At 67.8% G+C, this 22,840-nt stretch carries 20 protein-coding genes; 9 read left to right on the top strand and 11 right to left on the bottom strand.

Annotation, left to right across the window (positions count from 1 at the left end):
* Positions 1 to 393: 393 nt before the first annotated feature.
* Positions 394 to 1,284, bottom strand: coding sequence for a LysR family transcriptional regulator (locus FHT09_RS18670; RefSeq protein ID WP_104607097.1), 891 nt, complete (start codon positions 1,282 to 1,284; stop codon positions 394 to 396).
* A 212-nt stretch (positions 1,285 to 1,496) separates the two neighbouring features.
* Here FHT09_RS18670 and FHT09_RS18665 point away from each other — a divergent pair, with 212 nt between their 5' ends.
* Positions 1,497 to 2,555 (top strand): alpha/beta hydrolase, encoded by a 1,059-nt coding sequence (locus FHT09_RS18665; RefSeq protein WP_181141424.1) that lies wholly within the window; start codon positions 1,497 to 1,499, stop codon positions 2,553 to 2,555.
* A 203-nt stretch (positions 2,556 to 2,758) separates the two neighbouring features.
* On the opposite strand, the gene gvpU is transcribed toward FHT09_RS18665, so the two are convergent.
* The 7 genes from gvpU to FHT09_RS18630 form a co-directional block, all read right to left on the bottom strand.
* Positions 2,759 to 3,217, bottom strand: coding sequence for a gas vesicle accessory protein GvpU (gvpU, locus tag FHT09_RS18660; RefSeq protein WP_104607096.1), 459 nt, complete (start codon positions 3,215 to 3,217; stop codon positions 2,759 to 2,761).
* 321 nt (positions 3,218 to 3,538) lie between these two features.
* Positions 3,539 to 5,119 (bottom strand): gamma-glutamyltransferase family protein, encoded by a 1,581-nt coding sequence (locus tag FHT09_RS18655; protein WP_104607095.1) that lies wholly within the window; start codon positions 5,117 to 5,119, stop codon positions 3,539 to 3,541.
* Entirely contained in the window at positions 5,119 to 6,579 is a 1,461-nt protein-coding gene (locus FHT09_RS18650) for an AtzE family amidohydrolase (RefSeq protein WP_104607094.1), read from the bottom strand. The genes FHT09_RS18655 and FHT09_RS18650 overlap by 1 nt, the downstream gene beginning before the upstream one ends.
* A gap of 4 nt (positions 6,580 to 6,583) precedes the next feature.
* Positions 6,584 to 7,765, bottom strand: a complete 1,182-nt coding sequence (locus FHT09_RS18645; RefSeq protein ID WP_104607093.1) for a nucleoside hydrolase — start codon at positions 7,763 to 7,765, stop codon at positions 6,584 to 6,586.
* Between the two features lie 88 nt (positions 7,766 to 7,853).
* Positions 7,854 to 9,425 (bottom strand): adenosine deaminase, encoded by a 1,572-nt coding sequence (locus tag FHT09_RS18640; protein ID WP_184417072.1) that lies wholly within the window; start codon positions 9,423 to 9,425, stop codon positions 7,854 to 7,856.
* Positions 9,426 to 9,936: 511 nt separating this feature from the next.
* Complete coding sequence (locus FHT09_RS18635) at positions 9,937 to 10,896, bottom strand: PDR/VanB family oxidoreductase (RefSeq protein ID WP_181141423.1); 960 nt, start codon at positions 10,894 to 10,896, stop codon at positions 9,937 to 9,939.
* A gap of 17 nt (positions 10,897 to 10,913) precedes the next feature.
* On the bottom strand, positions 10,914 to 11,966 hold the full coding sequence (locus FHT09_RS18630) for an aromatic ring-hydroxylating dioxygenase subunit alpha (RefSeq protein WP_104607091.1): 1,053 nt from the start codon (positions 11,964 to 11,966) through the stop codon (positions 10,914 to 10,916).
* A 127-nt stretch (positions 11,967 to 12,093) separates the two neighbouring features.
* Here FHT09_RS18630 and FHT09_RS18625 point away from each other — a divergent pair, with 127 nt between their 5' ends.
* Together FHT09_RS18625 and FHT09_RS18620 are read left to right on the top strand one after the other, a co-directional pair.
* On the top strand, positions 12,094 to 13,011 hold the full coding sequence (locus FHT09_RS18625) for a LysR family transcriptional regulator (RefSeq protein WP_104607090.1): 918 nt from the start codon (positions 12,094 to 12,096) through the stop codon (positions 13,009 to 13,011).
* Between the two features lie 68 nt (positions 13,012 to 13,079).
* Positions 13,080 to 13,886: a TatD family hydrolase gene (locus FHT09_RS18620; protein WP_104607089.1), complete on the top strand. Its 807-nt coding sequence runs from the start codon at positions 13,080 to 13,082 to the stop codon at positions 13,884 to 13,886.
* 18 nt (positions 13,887 to 13,904) lie between these two features.
* Here FHT09_RS18620 and FHT09_RS18615 read toward each other — a convergent pair whose 3' ends face one another.
* Both FHT09_RS18615 and FHT09_RS18610 read right to left on the bottom strand, forming a co-directional pair.
* On the bottom strand, positions 13,905 to 14,573 hold the full coding sequence (locus tag FHT09_RS18615; RefSeq protein ID WP_104607088.1) for a hypothetical protein: 669 nt from the start codon (positions 14,571 to 14,573) through the stop codon (positions 13,905 to 13,907).
* 415 nt (positions 14,574 to 14,988) lie between these two features.
* Positions 14,989 to 15,876, bottom strand: a complete 888-nt coding sequence (locus tag FHT09_RS18610) for a LysR family transcriptional regulator (protein ID WP_104607087.1) — start codon at positions 15,874 to 15,876, stop codon at positions 14,989 to 14,991.
* A gap of 16 nt (positions 15,877 to 15,892) precedes the next feature.
* On the opposite strand from FHT09_RS18610, the gene FHT09_RS18605 reads away from it, so the two are divergent.
* Positions 15,893 to 17,263 (top strand): MFS transporter, encoded by a 1,371-nt coding sequence (locus FHT09_RS18605; protein ID WP_184417080.1) that lies wholly within the window; start codon positions 15,893 to 15,895, stop codon positions 17,261 to 17,263.
* Positions 17,264 to 17,327: 64 nt separating this feature from the next.
* On the opposite strand, the gene FHT09_RS18600 is transcribed toward FHT09_RS18605, so the two are convergent.
* A complete protein-coding gene (locus tag FHT09_RS18600) occupies positions 17,328 to 17,756 on the bottom strand; it encodes a MerR family transcriptional regulator (RefSeq protein WP_104607086.1) in 429 nt (142 codons plus the stop codon).
* 89 nt (positions 17,757 to 17,845) lie between these two features.
* On the opposite strand from FHT09_RS18600, the gene FHT09_RS18595 reads away from it, so the two are divergent.
* The 5 genes from FHT09_RS18595 (at position 17,846) to FHT09_RS18575 (ending at position 22,816) form a co-directional block, all read left to right on the top strand.
* Positions 17,846 to 18,781, top strand: coding sequence for an alpha/beta hydrolase (locus FHT09_RS18595; RefSeq protein WP_184417070.1), 936 nt, complete (start codon positions 17,846 to 17,848; stop codon positions 18,779 to 18,781).
* Positions 18,782 to 19,053: 272 nt separating this feature from the next.
* Positions 19,054 to 19,935: an NAD-dependent protein deacetylase gene (locus FHT09_RS18590; protein WP_104607085.1), complete on the top strand. Its 882-nt coding sequence runs from the start codon at positions 19,054 to 19,056 to the stop codon at positions 19,933 to 19,935.
* An 82-nt stretch (positions 19,936 to 20,017) separates the two neighbouring features.
* Complete coding sequence (locus FHT09_RS18585; protein ID WP_104607084.1) at positions 20,018 to 21,115, top strand: NADH:flavin oxidoreductase/NADH oxidase; 1,098 nt, start codon at positions 20,018 to 20,020, stop codon at positions 21,113 to 21,115.
* A 37-nt stretch (positions 21,116 to 21,152) separates the two neighbouring features.
* Positions 21,153 to 22,028, top strand: a complete 876-nt coding sequence (locus FHT09_RS18580; protein WP_104607083.1) for an NAD(P)-dependent oxidoreductase — start codon at positions 21,153 to 21,155, stop codon at positions 22,026 to 22,028.
* Between the two features lie 395 nt (positions 22,029 to 22,423).
* Positions 22,424 to 22,816 (top strand): XVIPCD domain-containing protein, encoded by a 393-nt coding sequence (locus FHT09_RS18575; RefSeq protein WP_016901471.1) that lies wholly within the window; start codon positions 22,424 to 22,426, stop codon positions 22,814 to 22,816.
* Positions 22,817 to 22,840: the final 24 nt, after the last annotated feature.

Below are 22,840 nucleotides of genomic sequence, written 5' to 3'. Positions count from 1 at the left end.
CCCGCTGCGTGGCGCCGACCGACGCCGACGAGCAGCAGATCCAGACGGTGGCGCCGCGCGTTGCGGAAGAACAGGGCGGCGTTGTCTGGCTCAGCGAATTGCGCGACACGCCCCCTCCAGGTACCTTGCGCATCACCGCCCCGCCCACACCGCGTGCGCGGTCCTGTGGCGCAAGCCGCCCAGGCTGCTGCGTGATCACGCTGATATCAAGGTCTCGATCGGGGCCGACAACGGCTTGACCGACGGCTTGTGCATGCGCATCGCCGTTCGTCGTTGCAGCGGTCGAGCAGCGCAGACAACGCGGGATGGGCACGTGCAGACAACGTCATCGGAACACGCGATCGCTCCTGCGCGCGGCTTTCGATGGGGCCACCGCCCGCTCGAGCCGCCGGCTCAAATGCGGCCGTCGAAACCCAGGTCCTGTCGCAATGCGTCCACGCAATAGTCGACGAAGGTACGCACCTTGGCCGAGCCCCGACGACCTTCCACGTAGACCACATGCACCGGTTCCGGTGCGATCTCGAAGGGCTCCAGCATGCAGGCGAGCTTGCCGCTCTGAAGATGTTCGCGGATCTGGTAGGACGGCACCTGCGTCAGTCCCCAGCCCTGCACGGCGGCGGTGATGGCGGCATTGAACGAGGTCACGTGGAGACGGGATGCCACCTCGACCAGATGCTCGCGCCCATCAATGCGGAACAGCCATCTGTGCGCGCGTTCGGCCGATGAGGTGGAGATGGTGGCGTGCTGCGGCAGATCGTCCGGATGCTGCGGAGAGCCCTGCGCTGCAAGATAGCCGGGCGAGGCGCAGACCATGCGGCGCACGCTGCCGACCGGGATCGCGGTCAGCGACGAGTCGGGCAGTGCGCCAATGCGCACGGCGACATCGATACCTTCGTCCAGTAGCGGCAGCACGCGGTCGGCCAGGATGGCGCGTGCGGTCATCGACGGATACTCGGTGAGAAATCGCGTTAGTACCGGTGTGACATGCAAGGCGCCGAACATCTGCGGCGCTGTCACCGTCAGCAAGCCGCTGGGAAGTGCGTGCACCCCGGCGGCCCTGTTTTCGACATCCTCCAGATCGGCAAGCAGGCGTCGGCAGTCGACAGCGTACTGATGCCCGGCCACGGTCATCCGCATCTTGCGTGTGCTGCGCATGACCAGCAGCACGCCCAGGCGGCTTTCCAGCTGCGCGACGGTGCGGGTGACCGTTGCGGTTGAAATGCCAAGACGCCGCGCAACGCCGGCAAAGTTTGCCTCCCCTGCCAGTGCGGCAAACAGCGTCATTTCCTGAATGCGGTCCACGTGCGTCTCAGCGTCGAATGTGGCAGCACAGTAACAGCCTGCCGATGCACGTCGCGCGACACCCCCGGCCTGGGGATCGCATGCGCCTGCGCGCGGCATTGCAGCAATGGCAATGGTGAATTGCCCCCCTTGGTGGTTCTCGACATTAGCCTGCGCGCCTAGCATGGCCGGCTCTTCATCGATCTGGGATCTCAATGGATCATTCCGATGCGCTCATCGCAGACAACATCGATAACGCCACAACGGATGTCAGTCGCCGCAACCTGCTGCTGGCATCGTGCATAGGCACCGCGTTCGCACTTGGCGCCGGCGCGCTCGGCGCTACCGAACTTTCCAACAAAGCCAGTGACCTCAAAGAGGACGCCATGCCGATCGACGAAGCACTTCGTGTCAGTTTCCACACGCTACAGGTCGGCGATGTCGACGTGTTCTACCGCGAGGCCGGGCGCAACGATGCACCGGTCCTGTTGCTGCTGCACGGGTTCCCCAGTGCCAGCCATATGTTCCGCGATCTGATGCCGCTGCTGGCAAGCCAGTACCGCCTGATCGCGCCTGATTTGCCCGGCTTCGGCAATACCAAGGCGCCGCCGCGCGGGCAGTTCGATTACACGTTCGACAATCTTTATAAAGTCATTGAAGGCTTCACCGAAGCGTTGGGGCTCACCAGCTACAGCTTGTACGTGTTCGATTACGGCGCACCGGTGGGCTTGCGCCTGGCTGCGGCAAATCCGCACAAGGTGCAAGCGATCATCAGCCAGAACGGCAATGCCTATCTGGAAGGTTTCAGCGACCAATGGGGCCCCTGGCAGGCGTACTGGCGTGAGCCGACCGCGGCCACTCGCGACGCATGCCGCGACTCGCTGTCGCCGAAGACCATTCGCGACTGGCAGTACGGTACCGGTGCCGACCCGGGCAGGCTGTCGCCGGATGGCTACACGCTGGACATCGCATACATGGCCCGTCCGGATGCCGAAGAGATCCAGCTCGATCTGATTCTCGACTACCGTAGCAACGTCGCGGCCTATCCGGCCTTCCACGCGTATTTCCGCAAGTATCAGCCGCCGTTGCTGGCGGTGTGGGGCAGGCACGATCCCGCCTTCATTCCGCCGGGCGCGCGGGCCTATCGCAAGGACCTGCCGAACGCCGAAGTGCATCTGCTGGATGCCGGTCACTTCGCATTGGAAACGCATGCCTCGCAGATCGCGCAGTACATCGGCCACTTCCTGGGACGCACGCTCGAGGTGGCTGCGTAGGTACCGTCGCGTGGCTGGTGCTGCTGCCATGCGAGCCGCACCGGTCCAATGCCCACAGCCAGCGGAAGACGTTGGCGAGCGCAACGTTGTCAGCAAGCGCAAGCACGCTTGGCCGTTGTACGGCCATGGCGTGCTTGTGGGATATCTCCAACAGTCCGATGTGAGATGACAAGCACCTCACACCGAGGTGGAACGCGCCAGGCTCAATCCGCCGACAGCGATCCCAGGGTGAAGCCGGAGACGGCATTGACCTTGCCGCGCCAGAGCACACCACGGTTGCTGGGCAGGGGCTGGCCGCCGGGCGAGAAGCAACGCGAGTCGATCAGGTGAAGGAACTGCGGCGGCCGGCTGCTTTGCTGCGCATCTTCCTCGGTGTCGTAGATGCTGGCGTGGCTGGCAAAGGCGCGACGGATATCCTCTTTTTCTTCCGCATCGCCCGGATAGGCGGCAGAGAATTCCTGCGCAAACGCCTCGAAGTACTGCTTTCCGCTGACCAGCTGGCCGGACACGATGATGCCCTCGACAAACAGCGTGATGCCGAACTGCACGTTCGAGGTGTTGACGGTTGCGACCAGCTTCTGCAGATACCAGTCCAGGCTCTGGCCGTCGAACGCCAGCTTGACGTCTTCCAGGTTGGGTTGATTGTCGTCTAGCTCTGTCATATGACTCTCCTTGGTGGAAGGGTTGATGCGTCTGTCGAAATAAGCGCGGCGAAGTACCTACTCATCGCCCCGCATGCCCAAGAAAGCAAATGCATCCTGTCCGGTGATCGGCGTGGTTGAGTCCGCCATCGTCGCCTTGGAGAGCATGCCCAGAGTCTATGACATGTGCACCTTGTCGGCCTGCCCGGGCTGGAGTCTTGATCCTGCGCGCCCGCCTCTACTGTCCTGCAGGGTGACTGGCGGACCCGATGGCTTGATTGGCCGCCAGCAACGTCTGCCCGCCACGCACTCAACTGCAGGAAGCGGCAACACGCCTAACCCTTACCACCCAGCCACCGCACCATCGGAGCGCGGATCGCTCGCCCCGCTGATCACGCCATCCACCTCGCGCACCAGCGCGCCTGCGTGTCCCATCACCGAGCTGTAGGCGGGCAGCAGGTCCACTGCGTGCCCGGCATCGCGCAGTGCCTGCACCAGTGCCGGATCAAAGCGGTCTTCCAGCTTGAGTGACGTGCTGTCTTCGCCCCAGGTGCGTCCCAATAACCAGCGTGGTGCGGTGATGGCCTGTTGCAGCGGCACGCCGAAACGCGCGTAGCGGGAGAAGATCGCGGCCTGGGTCTGTGGCTGGCCTTCGCCGCCCATGGTGCCGTAGGCCATGACGCGGCCGTCGTCGAAGGTGGCCAATGCCGGGTTGAGGGTGTGGAAGGGTTTGCGCCCCGGGGCGAGTGCGTTCCAGCCGTCGGGGGCCAGGCGGAAACTGCAGCCGCGGTTTTGCCAGGTGATGCCGGTGCGCGGCAGCACCAGGCCGGAGCCGAATTCGAAATAGGTGGACTGGATGCAACTGACCGCGCGGCCGTGCGCGTCGATGGCGCCGAACCAGACGGTGTCGCCGGCCTGCGAGGATTGCGGCCAGGGCCGTGCGCTGCGCATGTCGATGCGTGCGGCGAGCGCATCGAGTGCGGCACTGTCATCGAGCAGCGCCTGTGCATCCAGCGTCATCCAGGCGGGGTCGCCGAGGTGTGCGTCGCGGATCAGGAAGGCGTGTTTGCTGGCTTCGATCAGGCCGTGGAGGTGCGCATAGCTGTCGGGCTGTTCGGCCTGCAGGCGATCGAACAAGGCAAGGATCAGCAGCGAGGCGAGGCCTTGCGTGGGCGGTGCGTGGTTGTAGAGGCGCGCGCCATGGATGGCGACCGAGAGCGGTACGCTGGCGTCGGCACGGTGGCTTGCGAGATCGGACGCGCGCAGCGGGCTGCCGAGTGCCTGCAGGTCGGCGGCGATGTCGTCGGCCACTGCGCCGCGATAGAAACTGTCCAGGCCCTGGTCGGCCAGCTGCTGCAGGGTGTGTGCGAGCTGCGCCTGCTGCAGCAATGCGCCTTCGCGCAGCGGCGTGCCGTGGGGTTCGAAGATGTCCGCGTAGGCACCGGGTTGCACGCGCAGTTCGGCGCCCTTGCCGGCGGCGATGTGCGCGCCGCCCAGCGTCACCGGCACGCCGACGCTGGCGTGGTGGATGGCGTCCTGCAACAGGCGCTGCAGCGACAGGCTGCCGCCTGCGTGCTGCAGGGCAAGCGCCCAGCCGGAGACGGTGCCGGCGACGGTATTGGCTGCGCCCGGGCCGCGCCACGGAATGCTGCTGTGGCCGCGATAGAACTCCAGGTTTGCGGCCTGTGCGGCGCGGCCGCAGGCATCGATGGCGTGCACGCGGCCGTCGGGGTCGTGGATCAGCCAGAAGCCGTCGCCCCCGATGCCGGTCATGTGCGGATACACCACGGCCAGGCAGGCGGCAGTGGCGACCGCGGCTTCGATGGCATTGCCGCCGTCGCGCAGCACATCGCGCCCGGCCTGTGCGGCCAGATGGTGCGGGGCCACGACCATGCCGCGGCGTGCGCGCAAGGTGTGCAGCATCAGCGTGTCTCCGGCGGTGGGCTGAAGGCGAGCAGGCCGTCGCGTTCGAGTTGCGCGGCGAGCGCGAACAGGCGGTCTTCGCGGCCGGGTGCGGCGATCAGCTGCACGCCCAGCGGCAGGCGACCGGGGCGCGGCAACGGCGCGGCCAGCACCGGGCAGGCGGCCAGGCCGAGCGGCTGGGTGAAGATTCCCAGGTTGGCGCGTGCGGACACCGGCAGGCCGTCGATCTGGATGGTGTCCTGGTCGATGCGTGGCGCCACGCAGGGGGTGGCCGGCGCGATCAACACATCCACCTCGTCCCAGAGGCGTTGCATGGCGGCGTCAAACCACTGCGCGAAGCGGTGCGCATCGGCCACCGCGCTGGCGGGCAGTTGCAGGCCGGCAAGCAGGCGGTCGCGGGTGGCCGGGTCGAACTGCTCGGCCTGCGTGTTCAGGCCGGCGCGATGGCGGTGGCCGCCCTCGGCGGCGGTGAGCACGAAGGCGGCGGCGCGGGCGCGCTGCGCGTCGGGCAAGTCGATGCTGGTGAAGCTGTTGCATGCGGTCAGCAGCGTGTTGAGGCCGGCGTCCAGCTCGGGATCCAGGTTGCGCTGGAACCAGCCGCCCAGGCGGGCGATGCGCAGGCTGCCGGCATTGCACGACGCCAGCGGGTGACCGAGCATGACTTCATGGACGCGGCGCAGGTCGGCGATGGAGCTGGCGAACGGGCCGACCACGTCCAGCGCATCGACGAAGCCGAACACGCCATCCAGCGGCAACGCGCCGTGCGTGGGACGCAGGCCGTACACGCCGCACAGCGCGGCCGGGACGCGGATGGAGCCGTTGGTGTCCGAGCCCAGCGCAAACGGCACCAGCCCGGCGGCCACTGCGGCGGCCGAGCCGCCCGACGAGCCACCGGCCAGATGACGGTGATCGTGCGGGTTGGCGGTGGTGCCGTAGTGCGCGTTGACGGTGGCGAAGCCGTAGGCGAATTCGTCCATGTTGGCAGTGCCGACCAGCACCGCGCCGGCGTCGCTCAGCCGTTGCACCACGGCCGCATCGCGGCTGGCGGGCGCGCACTGCGCGCGCACGACGGCGCCAGCGGTGGTGACCTGGCCGGCGACGTCGAACAGATCCTTGACCACGAACGGCACGCCGGCCAACGCACCGCCGTCGCTGCCTCCGGCCAGCGCGGCCTGCACGCGCGCGGCATCGGCGGCGGCGCGTGCGGGCAGCAGTCGGGTGATCGCGCGCAATTGGTCGTTGGCCTGGTTGATGCGCGTCAGCGTCTGGGTGGCATGGCGCGCGGCCAGGGTGGGCTGGCTGCGGGTGGTGCTGACGATGGAGGCGATCAGCCCGCGCGGGGTGGTGGTGTCCGGCGCTGCGGGGCGCGGCGCGTTGAAGCTGGCGAGCAGCTGCGCGTGGCCACGCAGGACCTCGGTATTGCGATCGATGCCGGCCTGCCACTGCGCTGGGAGTTGCATGGGGTCACCTGGTTGGGAGCGGGGATTCGCTAGTTGGGATTCGGGATTGGGGCGCCGCAGCCTCATCCGCGCCTCGGGCAGCTTCTCCCGAGGGGAGAGGGGGGAGCGGCAAGCCGACTGCTGGTGGTTGCGGCGCGGTGAGATGGTCTACCAGCAATTGTTCGAACGCCTCGATATCCACCGCGTGCACCACCGTCTGCGCCTGTTCGCCCAGCCCCGGTTGATAGCCCGGCGCCCACGACAGGATGTCGCCGTAGCCGGCATCGAAGGCGGTGTTGGTATCGACGTAGAGCGTCTCGGTCCGTGTCGCCAGCTCGGGGCGCAGCCATACCGCGGTGGCCAGCTCGTCCCACATCGGAAAGCCCGCTTCGCGGCGGCGCAACGCGTGGCCGATGCTGGTATCGGCCGCGCTCATGCGCGCCAGCAGGTCGGGCGTGAGTTCGGTCGCGGTCGATGGATCCACCGGCACCATGGTGATCCTGCGCCAGGGCGCGCGCATGACGATGCTGGCCGCTTCCGGATCCCAGCGGATATTGAATTCGCGGCGTGGCGAGTTGACGAACTCGCGTGCGAATTGCTGGGCGCTGATGCTGTTGCGTTGCTGGCGCGGGTTGAGGCTGCCGCCCATGTAGACCAGCTCGCGCGCCAGCGTGGCGAAGGCCGGATCCAGCGATTGCGCGATTGCCAGATTGGTCAACGGGCCGGTGGCGATGATGCTCACCTCGCCCGGATACTGGCGCACCATGCGCAGCATGAACAATGCGGCCGGCTCGTCGGACGCGCGCACCACGCTGGGATTGCCCAACGGCAGGTCGGGCACCACGTCGTGGGCGTGATACCGCGGCGCGCTTTGCACGGTGTCGCCATCCACCCAGTGCCTGGTCCAGGCACCTTTCCAGACCAGCTTGCCGTAGAGCGCTTCCCAACGCTCGGTGGCCCGTTCGCTGTTGAGCAGCGGATGCACCGGGCCGGGTAGCACCGGGATGTCGGGGTGCCCGGCCAGTTCCAGCAGGCGGCAGCTATGCGCCAGCACTTCGTCGCGCCAGATGTTGCCGCTGACCGCGCTGATGCCCAGCACCTGGACCTCGGGCGACTGCAACAGCAGCAGCTGCGCGGGCGTGAAGCCGTCGATGTCGTCTTCGAGAATGACGCGGCGTCTGGATGAGGTGGCGTGCGGGTCGGTCATTGCGCTTTTGTCGTGGAGGTTTAATACATTGCAACGGCGATGGATCGGAAGTCGCGTTGGTAGGAGCGTGCCTGCGCGCGACGGGGCGTTACCGGTAAAGCCCGTTCGCGCTCGGGCGCGCTCCTACCTGCAACAGCGTGCGCTCGTACAGGGCAAGGTCGGTTTCCAGTTGCCATTGCAGCCGTGCCTTCTCGCTGCCCTGGCGGAATGCGCGACAGGCAGCATCATCGGTTTCGCGCTGCAACGCCGTGGCGCAGGCCTGCGCAGCGCGACCGTCGGCATCCCACAGGCTGGTGCCGGGCAGGAAGCTGTAGGTCAAGCCGTTGCGGGCGAGCTGCTTGAGCGTGGGGTAATCGATGCCTTGTTCCTGCATCGCGCGTTGATATTCGTGGGTCATGTCCGCGCGGGAGACGCCGGCATCGTCGGTGGACAGCACCACCGGCACACCGGCGCGCAGATACATCGCCAGCGGATGTGCGGGGCCTTTGACGCCGAGAATCACATCGTTGCTGGTGAGGTTGATCTCCACCGCGACCTGCTGGCGGCGCATGCGCTGCAGCAGGCCGTCGGCGTCGTCTTCATAAGGCAGGTCCACGCCATGACCGATACGGCGTGCACCGGCATCCACCGCCTGGCGGATATGCGAACGCAGTTGCGCCGGCGGCACCAGGCCCAGGGCCAGCTCGCCGGCGTGCAGGGACAGCGGCACGTCTGGATAGCGCGCGGCGAAGAAGCGGAACATCGCCATATGCCGCGCGTAATCGGCCAGCGCCACCGGGTTGTCTTCGGGCGCGACGATGTTCAATGCCACCGCGCGGCTGCCACCGGCGGCGATCAGGGCGTGGGCCAGCGCCATCTGCCCGAACACCATCGGCTGCGGCAACACGCGCAGCACGTAAGGCACATAGCGGTAGGTGACCTGGCAGCCGGGACGCGCATCGGGCTGGTCGCAGTGCAGCACGCGGCGCACCTGGGCATCGGTGTCGGCAAGCGCGCGTTGTGCGGCCTGCACCAGCGGCGGCAAGGCATCCTGCAAGGCGCGCAGGTTGGCCGCGTCGTCGCCGTCCTTCCAGGGCAGGGACTGCATCTGGTTTGCCGCCTGATCCATCTGCGGCGGATTGGCGATGATTTCCACATAGGGCACGCGGTCGCGTGCGGCCTGCTCCAGCACTGCGGCCACGGTGTCGGCAACCCGCACGCGCACCACCGCGTCGAACCTGCCGAAGGTGCCGAAGAACTGATCGTGTCCGGTGGGCTGCGACGGGCTGGGCAGGAACTTGCGCATCGACAAGGCATCCACCACCCGGCCATACAGCGCGGCATTGCGCGTTGCCAGGTCGCGTGCCGGCTCCTGGCCGTTGCCACACGGCGGCGCGCGCAGGCTCAGGTCGTCCAGCTGCACGCAGGCGCCATCGTCGCTGGCCCACTGCAGGTAGTCCTCGGCATATACCGAACCGGACAGATGGTTGTGCAGGTCGCCGCCCTTGGGCATCGCCTGCAGCCAGGCACGTAGCTGCGCAGGCTGATCGGCGGCGGTGCGCAGCAGCTGCGCCGCCTGCTGCTCGCGTTGTTGTGCAGGGGTGGCTTGGCTGCGTGCCTGTGCGGCGGTGGGCAACAGCAGGCATAGCGCCACAATCAGACTGCGATGAACGGTGGACATGCGATGGAGAACTCGGAGAGAAAAAGCGATGGCGCAGTCACGCCGCCGATATGCGAAGCATGCCTTGCAGCGTGGTGGACGGCCAGCGCTGGAGTGTTTCTTTTGCTGGCGCTGAAGGTCGTGTTGGTCGCCAGGCACCTGGGTGAGGTTGCAAGACACTTGTGGCTGCATGAGGCAACGCATCACCAGAGATGCCTGCGGATCGACAAGTGCGGTACCTGGTTTTCTTCGCCGTGCCTTGCAGATCCACACGCGATACGCTGCGCAGCGTATCGCTAGTGTTGACTCTCCAGACGAGAGCAACGCACAAACCTCGCTGCAACCACCACGCCGTTTCCGGCACCGGGCACGCGACATACTGCGGAGGCGCAGCGGCGTGCAGGCCGTGACGATCGCTGGCACAACGCCTTGTCATATGCGGCTTAGCGGTCGCATCGGCAGGGTCGCCTGCATAGGTGCATGTCCGCGTTCACGGCATCGCTGCGCATGCAACCGCCGCACACAGACCGCCTCAAAGATCCAGCACCAGCCGCGGCGAGCGGCTACGCGAACAGCACAGCGTGATCTGCCGGTTCTGCGCGTGTTCGCTGTCGCTGAGCACACTGTCGCGGTGATCGGGGGTGCCCGCCAGGACGCCGGTCAGGCAGGCGCCGCACATGCCCTGCTCGCAGGACAGCGGCACCTCGATGCCGGCATCCAGCAAGGCACTGGCGATGCTGCGGTCGGCCGGCACCTGCACCACGCGGCCGCTGGCGGCCAGCTCTACGTCGAAGGCGCTGTCGGCATCGTGGGCGATGCCGGGCTCGGCGGCGGCGAAGTGCTCGCGGTGCAGTTGCTGCGCCGTCCAGCCGTGCGCCTTGGCAAGCAGCATGAAGTGGTCCATGAAGGCGGTCGGCCCGCATAGATACAGCTGGTCGCGCGCACGCGCCTGGCCCACTTCCTCGGGCACATGCACGCGCGGGCTTTCGCCGCCATCGCTCAGATGCACCTGCACCTGGCCATGCGCGAAACCCTGCTGCAGCCGCTGCCCGAACGCCACATCGGCGTGCCGGCGCGCGTAGTAGTGCAGCACGAAGGGTTCGCCGCGCGCTTCCAGCGCTTCGGCCATCGACAGCAGCGGGGTGATGCCGATGCCGGCGGCCAGCAGGACGTGGCGCTCGCCCGGATGCAGCGGAAACAGGTTGCGCGGTGTGGAGATGCGCAGGCGGTCGCCGGTGCTCAGCTGCTCGCACAGATGCCGCGAGCCACCGCGCGAGGCGTCGGCCAGCTTCACACACAGCAGATAGTGGTCGCGCACATGCGGTGCGCTGGCGATCGAATACTGTCGGATCATGCCGTCGGGCAGATGCAGGTCCACATGCGCGCCGGCCTCGAAGGCAGGCAATTCCGCACCCACCGGCTCCAGCCGGATCGCGCGTTGGCGATGGCCCTGGTCGAAGACCTCGGCGACGCGGACCTCGTGCAGCTGCATGGCGTGCTCCTCGGCGGTCAACGGAGGAAGAAGTCGCTGTAGCCCTGGCTGCGCAGGCCGCGGCGGTAGGCGATGGAGCTGCGATCGGCCGGGATATGCACTTCCAGCAGCGGGTCCAGCGGCAGGTATTCGGGGCGCTGCGCCTCGACCATGGCGCGGTCTTCCTCGAACACGCGCAGGTTGAAGGCGTGTACGTCTTCCACCGGCAGGTGGGTGTCGAAGTTGCGCGCGATCGGCACCAGCAGGCGCGTCCTGTGCTTGGACACCGGGCTGGCCGCGTTCATGATCACCAGCCGCTTGCCCGGCACCGGGAAGTGGATGGTGAGGGTGGCGGTGAAGGGCAGATGCACCTCGAAATGGCGCAGCCACTGGAAATCCGGGTCCACGTCCGGCAGCGGCATGTCCACCGAATAATTGGCCACCGCGCTCAGGTAGTCGGCATTGAAGCCGGTCGGCGTCTCGGTGGTGGTGTAGGCCGGCACCTCGCGCTTGTCCGGCTGGGCGAAGGTGGCGGTGTGCACGAAGGCGAAATGCGCCACGTCGATGAAGCCTTCCAGCTGGCGCGCGGCACTGCCGCCGATGTCGAAGGCCGGGCACACGATCTGCTGGAAGCCGTCCTCGTCCCAGCCGGGCATCGGTGGAATCTGCACCTCGGCCGCGCTGACGCCGGCCGGTTTGGCCAGGCACACCCAGATCAACCCGTAGCGCTCGGCCACCGCGTAGGTGTGCAGGCGCATCTTGGCCGGGATGTTCTGGCCGGGGCTGGCGGGGATGTGGTTGCAGCGCCCGCCCGAGCCGAAGCGCAGCCCGTGGTAGGCGCAGACCACGCCGCCGCCATCGGCAGTGCCCATGCTCAGCGGCACGCCGCGATGCGGGCAGACATCGCGCGCGGCCACCAGTTCCTCGCCCAGCCGGTACAGCACCAGCGGCTCGTCCAGCAGGGTGGCCTTGAACGGCGCCTGCCCGACCTCGCTGCTCAGCGCCACCGCATGCCAGTGCTGGGCTAGGCGCTGCCAGTCGGCGGCCTCGAAGGTGCAGTGCAGCGGCAGGGTGGGGACGGCGACATCCATGGGTGCAGTCTCTGGCGTAGGGCGGGAGCGGTGCCGGATTGACTCTAGGAAGCCGGGGGTGTGTTATCAAACATCGATTTTCAGCCAAGCCATTGCAAAAAATGCAACGCCAACCGAGCCCTGCCGCATGCTGACCTTTTCCCGCTTCACCCGTTACTTCATCGAAGTGGCCCGCTGCGGCAGCATCCGCAAGGCCTCCGACGTGCTGCACGTGTCGGCGTCGGCGATCGACCGGCAGATCCTCAAGGCCGAGGAAGAGCTGGGCGCGCAGCTGTTCGAACGCCTGCCGGGCCGCTTGCGGCTGACCGCGGCCGGCGAGCTGCTGCTGGTGGACGTACGCGGCTGGGAGAAGGCCTACGCGCGCACCCTGGAGCGCTTCGACGAGCTCAAGGGGCTGCGCCGCGGGCATGTGGAGATCGCCATGATCGACGCGCTCAGCGAGGGCGTGGTGCCGGCAGCGGTGGCGGCGCTGGTGCAGGAGTACCCCGGCATCACCTTCAACCTGTCCACCGCGCGCAACCAGCGGGTGATGGAAATGGTGACCTCGGCCGATGTGGACATCGGCCTGCTGCTGGACCCGGTGAGCAGCGTGGACTTGGAGGTGCGCGCATTTGCCGACATCCCGTTGGGCATTGCGATGCCGGTCGGCCACCCGCTCAGCACCCGTCGCGAGCTGCAGCTGAGCGAAACGCTGGAACACCGCCTGCTGCTGCCGGCCGCCCCGCTGATCGTCGGCGAGCATGCCAAGGTGCTGTACCAGCGCCAGCACATCGACGTGAAGCGGCTGACCCACTGCAACGATGTGCGCACGCTGCGCGGGTTGGTGCGTGCCGGTGCCGGCGTGGGCCTGATGTCGTGGCTGGACGCCGCGCCGGATGTGGCCGACGGCCGCCTGGCATTCGTGCCGTTCCGCCGCCACCTGACCAAGCCGATGACGCTGGCGCTGTGCGTGGCCCCGCAGCGGCAGCTGTCGCGCTCGGCGCTACTGACGATCCAGGCGTTGGCGGCGAAGATCGATGCGATGGTGGTGCCGGTGGTGGAGTAGCCGCTCCGCCAGCGCGGCCAACCCCCACTCGTTACACTTGCCCCGCTCTCCCCACACGACACCGCAGCATGCAGTTGATCGATATCGGCGCCAACCTCACCCACGACTCCTTCGACCGCGACCGCGACGCGGTGCTGCAACGCGCACGCGACGCCGGCGTTGCGCACTTGGTGATCACCGGCGCCAGCCGCGAGCATTCGCCGCTGGCCTTGCAGCTGGCCCAGCAGCATCCCGGATTCCTCTACGCCACCGCCGGCGTGCACCCGCACCACGCGGTGGAGTTCACCGCCGAATGCGAGGCCGAAATGCGCACGCTGCAGGCACACCCGCAGGTGGTGGCGGTGGGCGAATGCGGGCTGGATTATTTCCGCGATTTCGCCCCGCGTCCGGCCCAGCACAAGGCCTTCGAGCGCCAGCTGCAACTGGCTGCCGACAACGGCAAGCCGCTGTTCCTGCATCAGCGCGAGGCGCACGACGATTTCCTGTCGATCATGCGCAGCTTCGACGGCCGCCTGGGTCCGGCGGTGGTGCATTGCTTCACCGGCAGCCGCGAAGAGCTGTTCGACTACCTGGACCGCGATTACTACATCGGCATCACCGGCTGGCTGTGCGACGAGCGCCGCGGCGTGCATCTGCGTGAGCTGGTGCGCAACATCCCGGCCAACCGGTTGATGATCGAAACCGACGCGCCGTACCTGCTGCCGCGCACGCTCAAACCGATGCCCAAGGACCGCCGCAACGAGCCGATGTTCCTGTCGCATATCGTCGAAGAACTCGCGCGCGATCGCGGCGAGGACGTGGCGCTAACCGCGGCCAACAGCACCGCGGCGGCGCGTGCGTTCTTCCGCCTTCCTGCGCCTGCAGCCGCGGCATGACCTGCGCGGCGTGGGCGCTCACGCCGCCAGCAACTCCCAGCCCTGCGCATCGCGCAAACGCAGCCCCGGTTGCGGTGCATCCACGCTGACCCGCACGCCGGTGGCCCATGGCAGCTGCCGCTGCTGCGGAAACCAGCGCCGCGCCTGATCGACGACGATCAACAAGCCATCATCGTCGCCCAGCGCGGCAAAACCATCGGCCGCCGGCGCAAACGGCCGCACGCCGAAGTGATGGGCGACGCTGCTGGTCACCACCGCGATATCGTTGCTGGGTAACCCGATCTCGCTCACGCACAGCAACTCGTCGCCGCGGAACGTGCCGTCGCCGGTGGTCGCGTCCTGCACCGCCCGACGCGCGATCAACTCGAGTACCGCGCCATCGGGGCCGGCGAAATACACCGATTGCGACTGCCATACACCGTCCAGTTGGAACTGCCGACGGCCGTGTGGATCGGCAAGCAGGGTGCTGCGTGCGCCGATCCATTGCGCAGCGGCGTCGAAGCGCGACGGCGCCACGTTGAACGCCAGATGCACGCTGCCCACCGGCTGCTGCGCCTGCACGCATTCCAGGCTGCTCCAGCCGATGCGAATGCTGTTGCCGTGCTGCGGCAGCTGCAGCACCTCGCGGTAGAAGCGCAGGCTGAGGTCGGGGTCCAGGCAGGGCAGCAACAGATGGCGAAGATGCATGGCGGGCGCAGGTGATGGAAGGTGCAGGCATTGAACGACCTCAATCGCGGTTGAGGTCAAGCGGTGTGCCGGAATGGCGTGCCCGGATTCGGCAGGGCACGTGCGTGCGCAGGCAATGTGCATGCTGTCTGCAGCGAAGGCCCTGGCCGCGATGATGTCGCCACGCAAACAGCATCGCGGGCATGTGCGCATCCAAAGGATCAACGGCTACTGGTGTGACTGAGGATATGTCGATCAGACCTCGGCGCAAGAGAACCAGCGCCATCGCTGATGGCGGGCAACGCAATCCAACATCTTTCCGCATGAGCAGGTGTAGGAGCGCACTTGTGCGCGAGGGCGTTACCGGGAGAGCCACATCGCGCACGGGTGCGCTCCTACAAAAACCGTGGTGCTATCGGCTCAAGATCACCCAGGCTCACAGCACGTCCGCCAGCGCCCACAGATGCCGCACCAGCGGCGCGGTGTCCAGGGCGCCCGGCGCGACTGCCAGGGCCAGCCGGGCCAGCGGCATCTGGCCTTCGATATCCAGATAGCGCACGCCGGGCAGCTGCAGCTGCGCGGTGGAGGCCGGCACCACCGACACGCCCAGCTCGGCGGCGACCAAGTTGACGATGGACGACATCTGCGGCGCCTCCTGGGTGATGCGCAGGGTCACCCCGGATTGCCGGCAGGCGGCGAGGATCTCGTCGTACAGGCTGGAGCCGAAGCTGCGCGGGAACAGGATGAACGGTTCGCCCGCCAGCGCGGCCAGCGGCGCGCGGTTGCGGGCGGCCAGGCGATGCGCGGTAGGCACGGCGATTTTCATCGGTTCGTCGGCAAAGCGCAGCAGTTGCAGGTCGGGCGGCGTGCTCAGGCCGTAGCGCACAAAGGCCGCGTCCAGGCGGCCATCGGCCAGGGCCAGCAGCAGCCCGGCAGTGTTGGTTTCTTCCAGTAGCAACTCGACCTGCGGCCATTGTCGGCGAAAGTCGCGGATCAGGTGCGGCACCACCGGGTTGAATGCGGCCGAGGCGGTGAAGCCCAGCCGCAGCCGGCCGGATTCACCGCGCGCCACCCGCCGTGCGGTTTCCGCAGCGCGCTCTACATCGGCGAGCACGCGACGCACCTCGACCAGGAACGCCTCGCCGGCCGGAGTCAACTCGGCGCCGCTGTGGGTGCGCCGGAACAGCGGCGTGCCCAGATCGCGCTCCAGCGCCTGGATCTGCTGGCTTAACGGCGGCTGGCCGATGCCGACCCGCGCTGCGGCGCGGGTGAAGTTGCCCTCCTCGGCAACGGCGAGGAAGTAGCGCAGGTGGCGGAGTTCCATGCTATCTGTTCTGCATATGGCAACTGCAAGCATCATATATTGGACAGGGGGTCATGGCAGGCGAATACTCGCCGTCCCGTGTCTCGTCGCTGCTTCCGTGTCCTCTCCTGATCGCCGCACCGGCCGCCTGCCGGGCGCCACCGCCGGCCCTGCCGACAACGCAGCCGCCGCGGATGCGCCGGCCAGCGGCCGCATCCGCCTGGCCCTGTTCCTGGCCGGCTTCGCCACCTTTTCGCTGCTGTACAGCGTGCAGCCGGTGCTGCCTGAGTTTGCGCGCGTCTTCGATGTGGACGCGGCCAGCGCCTCGCTGCCGCTGTCGCTGGCCACCGGTGCGCTGGCGCTGGCGATCTTCTGCGCCGGCGCCGTGTCGGAGAACCTGGGCCGGCGCGGTCTGATGTTCGTGTCGATCGCGCTGGCCGCGCTGTTGAACCTGATCGCCGCCTTCCTGCCGCACTGGGGCGCGCTGGTACTGGTGCGCACCTTGTCCGGTATCGCGCTGGGCGGGGTGCCGGCGGTGGCGATGGTGTATCTGGGCGAGGAACTGCCGGCCAACAAGATGGGCGCGGCCACCGGCCTGTATGTGGCCGGCAATGCCTTCGGCGGCATGAGCGGGCGCATCGTGATGAGCGTGCTGACCGATCACTACGACTGGCGCACCGCACTGGCGGTGTTGAGCGTGTTCGACCTGCTGTGCGCGCTGGCATTCTTCTGGTTGCTGCCGCCGTCGCGCAACTTCGTGCGCCGGCACGGCATCAACCTGCGCTTCCATCTGCGCGCCTGGGCCGGGCATCTGCGCGACCGCAACCTGCCGTTCCTGTTCGCGCTGCCGTTCCTGTTGATGGGCGTATTCGTCTGCCTCTACAACTACGCCGGCTTCCGGTTGGGCGGGCCGGAATTCGGCCTGAGCCAGAGCCAGATCGGCATGATCTTCAGCGCCTATGTGTTCGGCATCGTCAGTTCGTCGGTGGCCGGTGCGGCATCGGATCGCTTCGGGCGCGGCCCGGTGGTGACCACCGGCATCGTGCTGTGCGTCCTCGGCGTGGCGCTGACCCTGGCACATGTGCTGGCGCTGGTGGTGGGCGGCATCGTGTTGCTGACGATCGGCTTTTTCATTGCGCATTCGGCGGCCAGCGCGTGGGTGAGCCGGCTCGGCGGCGCGCACCGCAGTCACGCCGCATCGCTGTATCTGCTGGCGTATTACGCCGGCTCCAGTGTGATCGGCGCGCTCGGCGGCTGGTTCTGGCAACACGGCGGCTGGGGCGCGCTGGTCGGCATGTGCCTGACGTTGTTGGCGCTCGCCTTCGCGGCAGCCTACGTGCTGCGCCAGCGCGCCGACGACACGCGGCCGTACGGGCGCTTTGCGCCGCACCCTGCACGCGGCGAGTGACGCAGATCGGCCGACGCGTCCAAGAGCGACTGACACCACGACTGCGCGGTATTCGTCAGCCGCTCTAGCGCGCCCGCTTGCTGCGTCTGGTCTGCGCTGCAGGCGATAGCGTGGCCACTGCATCCGCCTTACCCTGCGCCAGGGTTTCCAGCAAACGCGCCCGGCGCCGTTCCAGGTCGGCCAGCTGGCGCTCGATCAGCTGCAGGCGTGCCCGATGCGCCTGCGCGGTTTCCGGGCACATCTGCGCGCCTTCCACCAGGCGCATGCAATCGGGGAAGCCGAGGATGTCGCCCAGGCTGAAGCCGGTGGCGATCAGCCGCTGGATCTGCCGCACCTGTGCAACGCAGGCGGCGGGAAACACCCGGTAGCCATTGGCGCTGCGCGAGGAGGTCAGCAGGCCATGCGCGTCGTAGTGGCGAAGCGAGCGCACGCTGGCGCCGGTCTGCAGCGCCAGCGCGCCAATGCTCAGCGATGGTTCGGACGATGTGGCCATGCGCCCAGCATACGTTGCACGTCACGCTTGACCCTCACATTGGTGTGAGGCGCGAGGATGCAGGCTCCCATTGTCTGGAGCTCACTCCGATGCCTGTTCGCTTTCTTCCCGTCATTGGCACGTTGCCGATACGCTGCCTGCTGGCCTGTCTGCTGCTGGTCTCTGCAACCGTGGCTGCGGCGGTCCCGGCGGACACCCCGGCTTCCCGCAGCTACACCGTCGCCGCGCCCGACGGCGTGACCCTGGCGGTGCAGGAGCATGGCGCCGCCGATGGCCGGGCAATCGTGTTCGTGCACGGCCTGCTCGGCAGCCGCATCGATTGGGACGCGCAGCTGGCCGATCCGCGCCTGCAACGCTATCGACTGATCACCTACGACCTGCGCGGGCATGGGCTGTCCGGCAAACCGGCCGCAGCGTCCGCGTATCGGGACGGCATGCGCTGGGCCGACGACCTTGCCGCCGTGGTCAAGGCCGCAAACGCACACGATGCGGTGCTGGTGGGCTGGTCGCTGGGCGGTGCGGTGATCAGCAACTACCTCGCCCGTTACGGCGACGAAGGTCTTGGCGGCGTGGTGTATGTCGACGGCGTGATCGAATTGCGTGCAGAACAGCTGGGCGCGCATCCGGCGATCTATCGCGATCTGGTCTCCGACGACCTGCGTACGCACCTGCAGGCGGTGCAGGACTTCCTGCGGCTGTGCTTTGCCACCCAGCCGCCTGCGCCGGTGTTCGCCACCTTGCTGGCCAATGCGTCACTGGCCTCGTGGGACATGCAGCGTGCCGTGCAGGGCATGTCGATCGACGTCGCCGGGCTGCAACGCACACAGCTGCCGGTGTTGCTGATGTACGGCGCACGCGATGCACTGGTGAGCACCGGGCCGACGCTGGCGCGTGCACGGCAGCTGCAGCCGCGTGCGCAGGCGCGTCTCTACCCAGATGCAGGGCACGCGCCATTCCTGGAGGACAGCGTGCGCTTCAATCGGGACCTGGTGCAGTTTGTCGAGCAGGCGCGGGTTGCACACTGAGCGTCAGCGGCCGCGTCCCCGGCCCGCAGCGCCGATAGGTTGAACCAGCTGCGCGCGGCCGCGGCATGATGCCGTACCGGCCTCACGCATGCATCCGGTCCGGTGCGTGGCGCGTACAACGTCCTGACCCGCACGCGGCGGCGGCCGTGCGTCATGCGACAGTGCCACGCGCTTCGCGCAAGCCGAACCGTTCCCGCCGTCGACGCCGCGCCGCAGCGGGCAAACCGTTTGCCGCTGGTGCAAAGTGATCCCGTCGTTTCCGGACTTACCAGATGACTGCTGTCCCTACCCAAGACCCCCGCGCGCTGCAGGACTTCGTCGAGCGCCATCGGCGCCTGTTCGTGCTTACCGGCGCCGGCTGCAGCACCGATTCGGGCATTCCCGATTACCGCGATCTGCAAGGCGGCTGGAAGCGTCCGCAACCGGTGACGTTCCAGGCGTTCATGGGCGAGTTGTCCACGCGGCAGCGCTACTGGGCGCGCAGTCTGGTCGGCTGGCCGCGTTTCGGTTTGGCGCAACCCAATGCCACCCATCACGCACTGGCTGCACTGGAAGCGCGTGGCCAGTTGGAAGTGCTGCTCACGCAAAACGTGGATCGCCTGCACCAGGCGGCCGGCAGTCAGGCGGTGATCGATCTGCATGGCCGGCTCGATGTGGTGCGTTGCATGGGCTGCGAGCGGCGCATGCCCCGTACCGAATTCCAGCGGCTGCTCGAGCAGGCCAACCCCGGCTGGGCCGACCTGGACGCGGCGCAGGCGCCCGATGGCGATGCGGACCTGGACGATGTGGCTTTCGACAGCTTTGCGGTGCCGCCGTGCCCGGTGTGCGGCGGCGTGCTGAAGCCGGATGTGGTGTTCTTTGGCGAGAACGTGCCGCGCGAGCGCGTGGAGCGTGCATTTGCGCATCTGCAGGCGGCCGATGCGGTGCTGGTGGTGGGCTCGTCGCTGATGGTGTATTCGGGCTTTCGTTTCGTGCAGACCGCTGCACGCAACGGCCTGCCGATCGCCGCGCTCAACTTCGGGCGCACCCGTGCGGACGAGCTGCTCAGCCTGAAGGTGGAACAGTCGTGCGCGCAGGCGCTGGCGTTCCTGCACACCCCGTTCGATCCGCTGCGTGCACGCAGCGTCAACGACGCCAGTGCGCGCCCGGCATGACGCAGTGATCCATCGCAGCGGTTGTGCCCTCGCGCGCGGCGCAGTGCAATGGGCACCCCCGTGTCATCTGTGGATGCCCCCCTTGAGCCAGCTGTTCTCCCCTATCCGCTTCGGTCCGCTTGCGCTCGCCAACCGGATCGTCATCGCCCCGATGTGCCAGTACTCCGCACAGGACGGCCGCGCCAGCGACTGGCGCCGCATCCATCTGGGCACCTTGTCGCAATCCGGTGCCGGCCTGCTGATCCTGGAAGCGGCCGCGGTGCAGCCGCAGGGGCGCATTTCCTATGCCGACCTTGGCTTGTACGACGATGCCACCGAGCAGGCGCTGGCCGAGGTGCTGGACGCGGTCCGGCGGTGGTCGCCGATGCCGATCGGCATCCAACTGGCGCACGCCGGGCGCAAGGCCTCCACCGATCTGCCGTGGAAAGGCGGCGAGGCGATCGCACCGGAGCACGCGCATGGCTGGCAGACCGTGTCCGCATCGGCGCTGGCGTTCCGTGACGGTCAGCCGTTGCCGCAGGCACTGGACGAGGCCGGCATCGATGCGGTGGTACAGGCCTTTGTCGATGCGGCACAGCGCGCCGAACGCCTGGGCCTGGCGCTGATCGAGCTGCATGCCGCGCATGGCTATCTGATGCATCAGTTCCTGTCGCCGCTGAGCAATCGGCGCAGCGATGCGTATGGCGGCTCGCTGGAAAACCGCATGCGGCTGACGCTGCGCATCTTCGACGCGGTGCGCGCAGCGGTGTCGGACAAGATTGCCATCGGCGTGCGCATCTCGGCCACCGATTGGGTGGAGGGCGGCTGGGATCTCGAGCAGAGTATCGCGCTGTCCAAGGCGCTGGATGCGCGCGGTGCGCACTACATCCATGTCTCCAGCGGCGGGCTGGATCCGCGCCAGCAGATTCCGGTGCAGGCGGGCTATCAGATTCCGTTTGCGCAGCAGATCAAGGCGCAGGTCAACACGCCGGTGATCGGTGTGGGCCTGATCACCGAGCCGGCGCAGGCCGAGGCGATCCTGCAGGACGGCCAGGCCGATGCGATCGCGCTGGCGCGCGGCATCCTGTACGACCCGCGCTGGCCCTGGCATGCCGCCGCCGCACTCGGCGCATCGGTCACGCCCTCACCGCAATACTTGCGCTGCGAGCCACGCGACGCGCGTGGCGTATTCGCCAGCTGATCCATCCGATAGACGTCATAACGAACAAGGACAACGCATGCCGATAGGATTTCTGGGCTTGGGGACGATGGGCCTGCCGATGGCGCACAACCTGCTGCGCGGCGGTTTCGAACTGAGTGTGTGGAATCGCTCGCCGCAGCGCGCGCAGTCGCTGCGCGAGGCCGGTGCGACGGTGGTGGATGCGCCGCGCGACGCCGCGCACGGCCCGTTGCTGTTTTCGATGCTGGCCGACGACAACGCGGTGCGTGCCACCGTGCTGGAGCACGGTGTACTGGACGCGCTGCCGGCCGGCAGCGTGCACGTCAACATGGCCACCATCTCGGTGGCACTGGCGCACGAGCTGACCGCCCTGCATGCCGAGCGCGGCGTGGCCTATGTGGCCGCACCGGTGCTCGGCCGGGTCGATGTGGCCGAAGCCGGCAAGCTCAACATTCTGGCCGCCGGCGACGAGGCGGCGCTGGCGCGCGTGCAGCCGATGTTCGATGTGCTCGGTCAACGCACCTGGGAGATCGGCCGCACCCCCGAGCAGGCCAACGCGGTCAAGCTGGCGGCCAACTTCTGCCTGGCCAGCGCGATCGGCGCGATGGCCGAAGCCAGCGCGCTGGCACGCGGCCACGGTGTGGACGCCACCCAGTTCCTGGGCATGCTCACCAGCACCTTGTTCGCCGCGCCCGCATACCAGGGCTACGGCCGCCTGATCATGCAGCGCGACTACCTGCCGGCCGGCTTCACCGCCACCCTGGGCCGCAAGGACGTGGATCTGGCAATCCAGGCCGGCGCGGACAAGCAGGTGCCGATGCCGCTGGGCGAGTTGCTGCGCGCCGGCCTGGACGAGGCCATCGCGCATGGCGACGCCAACGCCGACTGGGCCGTGCTGGCAGAGGTGTCGGCGCGGCGGGCCGGGCAGGCCTGATCGCAGCCTCCGCAAAGCGGAGCTAGCCGCTCTCCCGGCGGGGCGGGACGACACGGCTTGCGCGTCACTGGCGCGCAAGCCTTGGAGCGCCCGCGCTGCCAGCGCAGGCCGGGGCGCGAAGAGGGGCGCGGAGAGGGGTTGGGGTGAGCGGACGAGGCGACGCACACGTGCAGCAGATTTCGCACGCCGTCAGCTACATCTGCTACCCGCTCGCAAGACCCTTCGCTTCAGGGCAATACGGCCCACCTCGTGCTCACCCCAACATGCAGCAGACCTTCTAAAATGCCGGCTCGTGACAGCCGCCGCTCCAGGGAGGATGCGATGCGACACCTGCATAACACGCGCGGTTCGACCGCGCGCACACCGCGCGCACCGACCTGCGCCGGTGGTACACGATGACCGCCGTACCGGTCGTCGACCAGGGTCCGGTGGGCCCGGACCACCCCGAGCATCCGGACCACTATCTGTTCGCGCAGATCCGCGAAGCGGTGGCCGCGCTCGATGCCGAGTTGAACAAACCCACCGACGAAGCCAGCGTCCGCATGGCCGCGCGCCTGCTGCCGCTGGCCAAGCAGCATGGCTTTGACCAGGTGGATTACGTGGTGCTCAGCCGGCACGTCGGCGAGGTGGGCGAGAACGTGTTTCTGGTGCGTGGCGAACTGGCCGACCCGGCGCATCTGCGCGCGCACATCACCACCCAGGAAGCGATGGAGACCTCGGTGGAGGCCTCGATGGCGCAACTGGACGAGATCAATCGGCGCCTGATGCTGCGCCTGCCGCCGCGCTGAGTCGCAGCGGAAAGTTACGGGCGC

The organism is Xanthomonas sp. CFBP 8152 (assembly GCF_014199025.1).
Classification (GTDB): domain Bacteria; phylum Pseudomonadota; class Gammaproteobacteria; order Xanthomonadales; family Xanthomonadaceae; genus Xanthomonas; species Xanthomonas arboricola_B.
Note: the sequence above shows the minus strand (reverse complement) of the source record. Positions and strands in the feature narration are given on the sequence as shown.

What these genes read in the sequence shown, in the direction of transcription:
- FHT09_RS18670 (WP_104607097.1), bottom strand. Translation starts at nt 1,284, where the DNA reads ATGACGCTGTTTGCCGCACTGGCAGGGGAGGCAAACTTTGCCGGCGTT.
- FHT09_RS18665 (WP_181141424.1), top strand. Translation starts at nt 1,497, where the DNA reads ATGGATCATTCCGATGCGCTCATCGCAGACAACATCGATAACGCCACA.
- gvpU (WP_104607096.1), bottom strand. Translation starts at nt 3,217, where the DNA reads ATGACAGAGCTAGACGACAATCAACCCAACCTGGAAGACGTCAAGCTG.
- FHT09_RS18655 (WP_104607095.1), bottom strand. Translation starts at nt 5,119, where the DNA reads ATGCTGCACACCTTGCGCGCACGCCGCGGCATGGTCGTGGCCCCGCAC.
- FHT09_RS18650 (WP_104607094.1), bottom strand. Translation starts at nt 6,579, where the DNA reads ATGCAACTCCCAGCGCAGTGGCAGGCCGGCATCGATCGCAATACCGAG.
- FHT09_RS18645 (WP_104607093.1), bottom strand. Translation starts at nt 7,765, where the DNA reads ATGACCGACCCGCACGCCACCTCATCCAGACGCCGCGTCATTCTCGAA.
- FHT09_RS18640 (WP_184417072.1), bottom strand. Translation starts at nt 9,425, where the DNA reads ATGTCCACCGTTCATCGCAGTCTGATTGTGGCGCTATGCCTGCTGTTG.
- FHT09_RS18635 (WP_181141423.1), bottom strand. Translation starts at nt 10,896, where the DNA reads ATGCAGCTGCACGAGGTCCGCGTCGCCGAGGTCTTCGACCAGGGCCAT.
- FHT09_RS18630 (WP_104607091.1), bottom strand. Translation starts at nt 11,966, where the DNA reads ATGGATGTCGCCGTCCCCACCCTGCCGCTGCACTGCACCTTCGAGGCC.
- FHT09_RS18625 (WP_104607090.1), top strand. Translation starts at nt 12,094, where the DNA reads ATGCTGACCTTTTCCCGCTTCACCCGTTACTTCATCGAAGTGGCCCGC.
- FHT09_RS18620 (WP_104607089.1), top strand. Translation starts at nt 13,080, where the DNA reads ATGCAGTTGATCGATATCGGCGCCAACCTCACCCACGACTCCTTCGAC.
- FHT09_RS18615 (WP_104607088.1), bottom strand. Translation starts at nt 14,573, where the DNA reads ATGCATCTTCGCCATCTGTTGCTGCCCTGCCTGGACCCCGACCTCAGC.
- FHT09_RS18610 (WP_104607087.1), bottom strand. Translation starts at nt 15,876, where the DNA reads ATGGAACTCCGCCACCTGCGCTACTTCCTCGCCGTTGCCGAGGAGGGC.
- FHT09_RS18605 (WP_184417080.1), top strand. Translation starts at nt 15,893, where the DNA reads ATGGCAACTGCAAGCATCATATATTGGACAGGGGGTCATGGCAGGCGA.
- FHT09_RS18600 (WP_104607086.1), bottom strand. Translation starts at nt 17,756, where the DNA reads ATGGCCACATCGTCCGAACCATCGCTGAGCATTGGCGCGCTGGCGCTG.
- FHT09_RS18595 (WP_184417070.1), top strand. Translation starts at nt 17,846, where the DNA reads ATGCCTGTTCGCTTTCTTCCCGTCATTGGCACGTTGCCGATACGCTGC.
- FHT09_RS18590 (WP_104607085.1), top strand. Translation starts at nt 19,054, where the DNA reads ATGACTGCTGTCCCTACCCAAGACCCCCGCGCGCTGCAGGACTTCGTC.
- FHT09_RS18580 (WP_104607083.1), top strand. Translation starts at nt 21,153, where the DNA reads ATGCCGATAGGATTTCTGGGCTTGGGGACGATGGGCCTGCCGATGGCG.
- FHT09_RS18575 (WP_016901471.1), top strand. Translation starts at nt 22,424, where the DNA reads ATGACCGCCGTACCGGTCGTCGACCAGGGTCCGGTGGGCCCGGACCAC.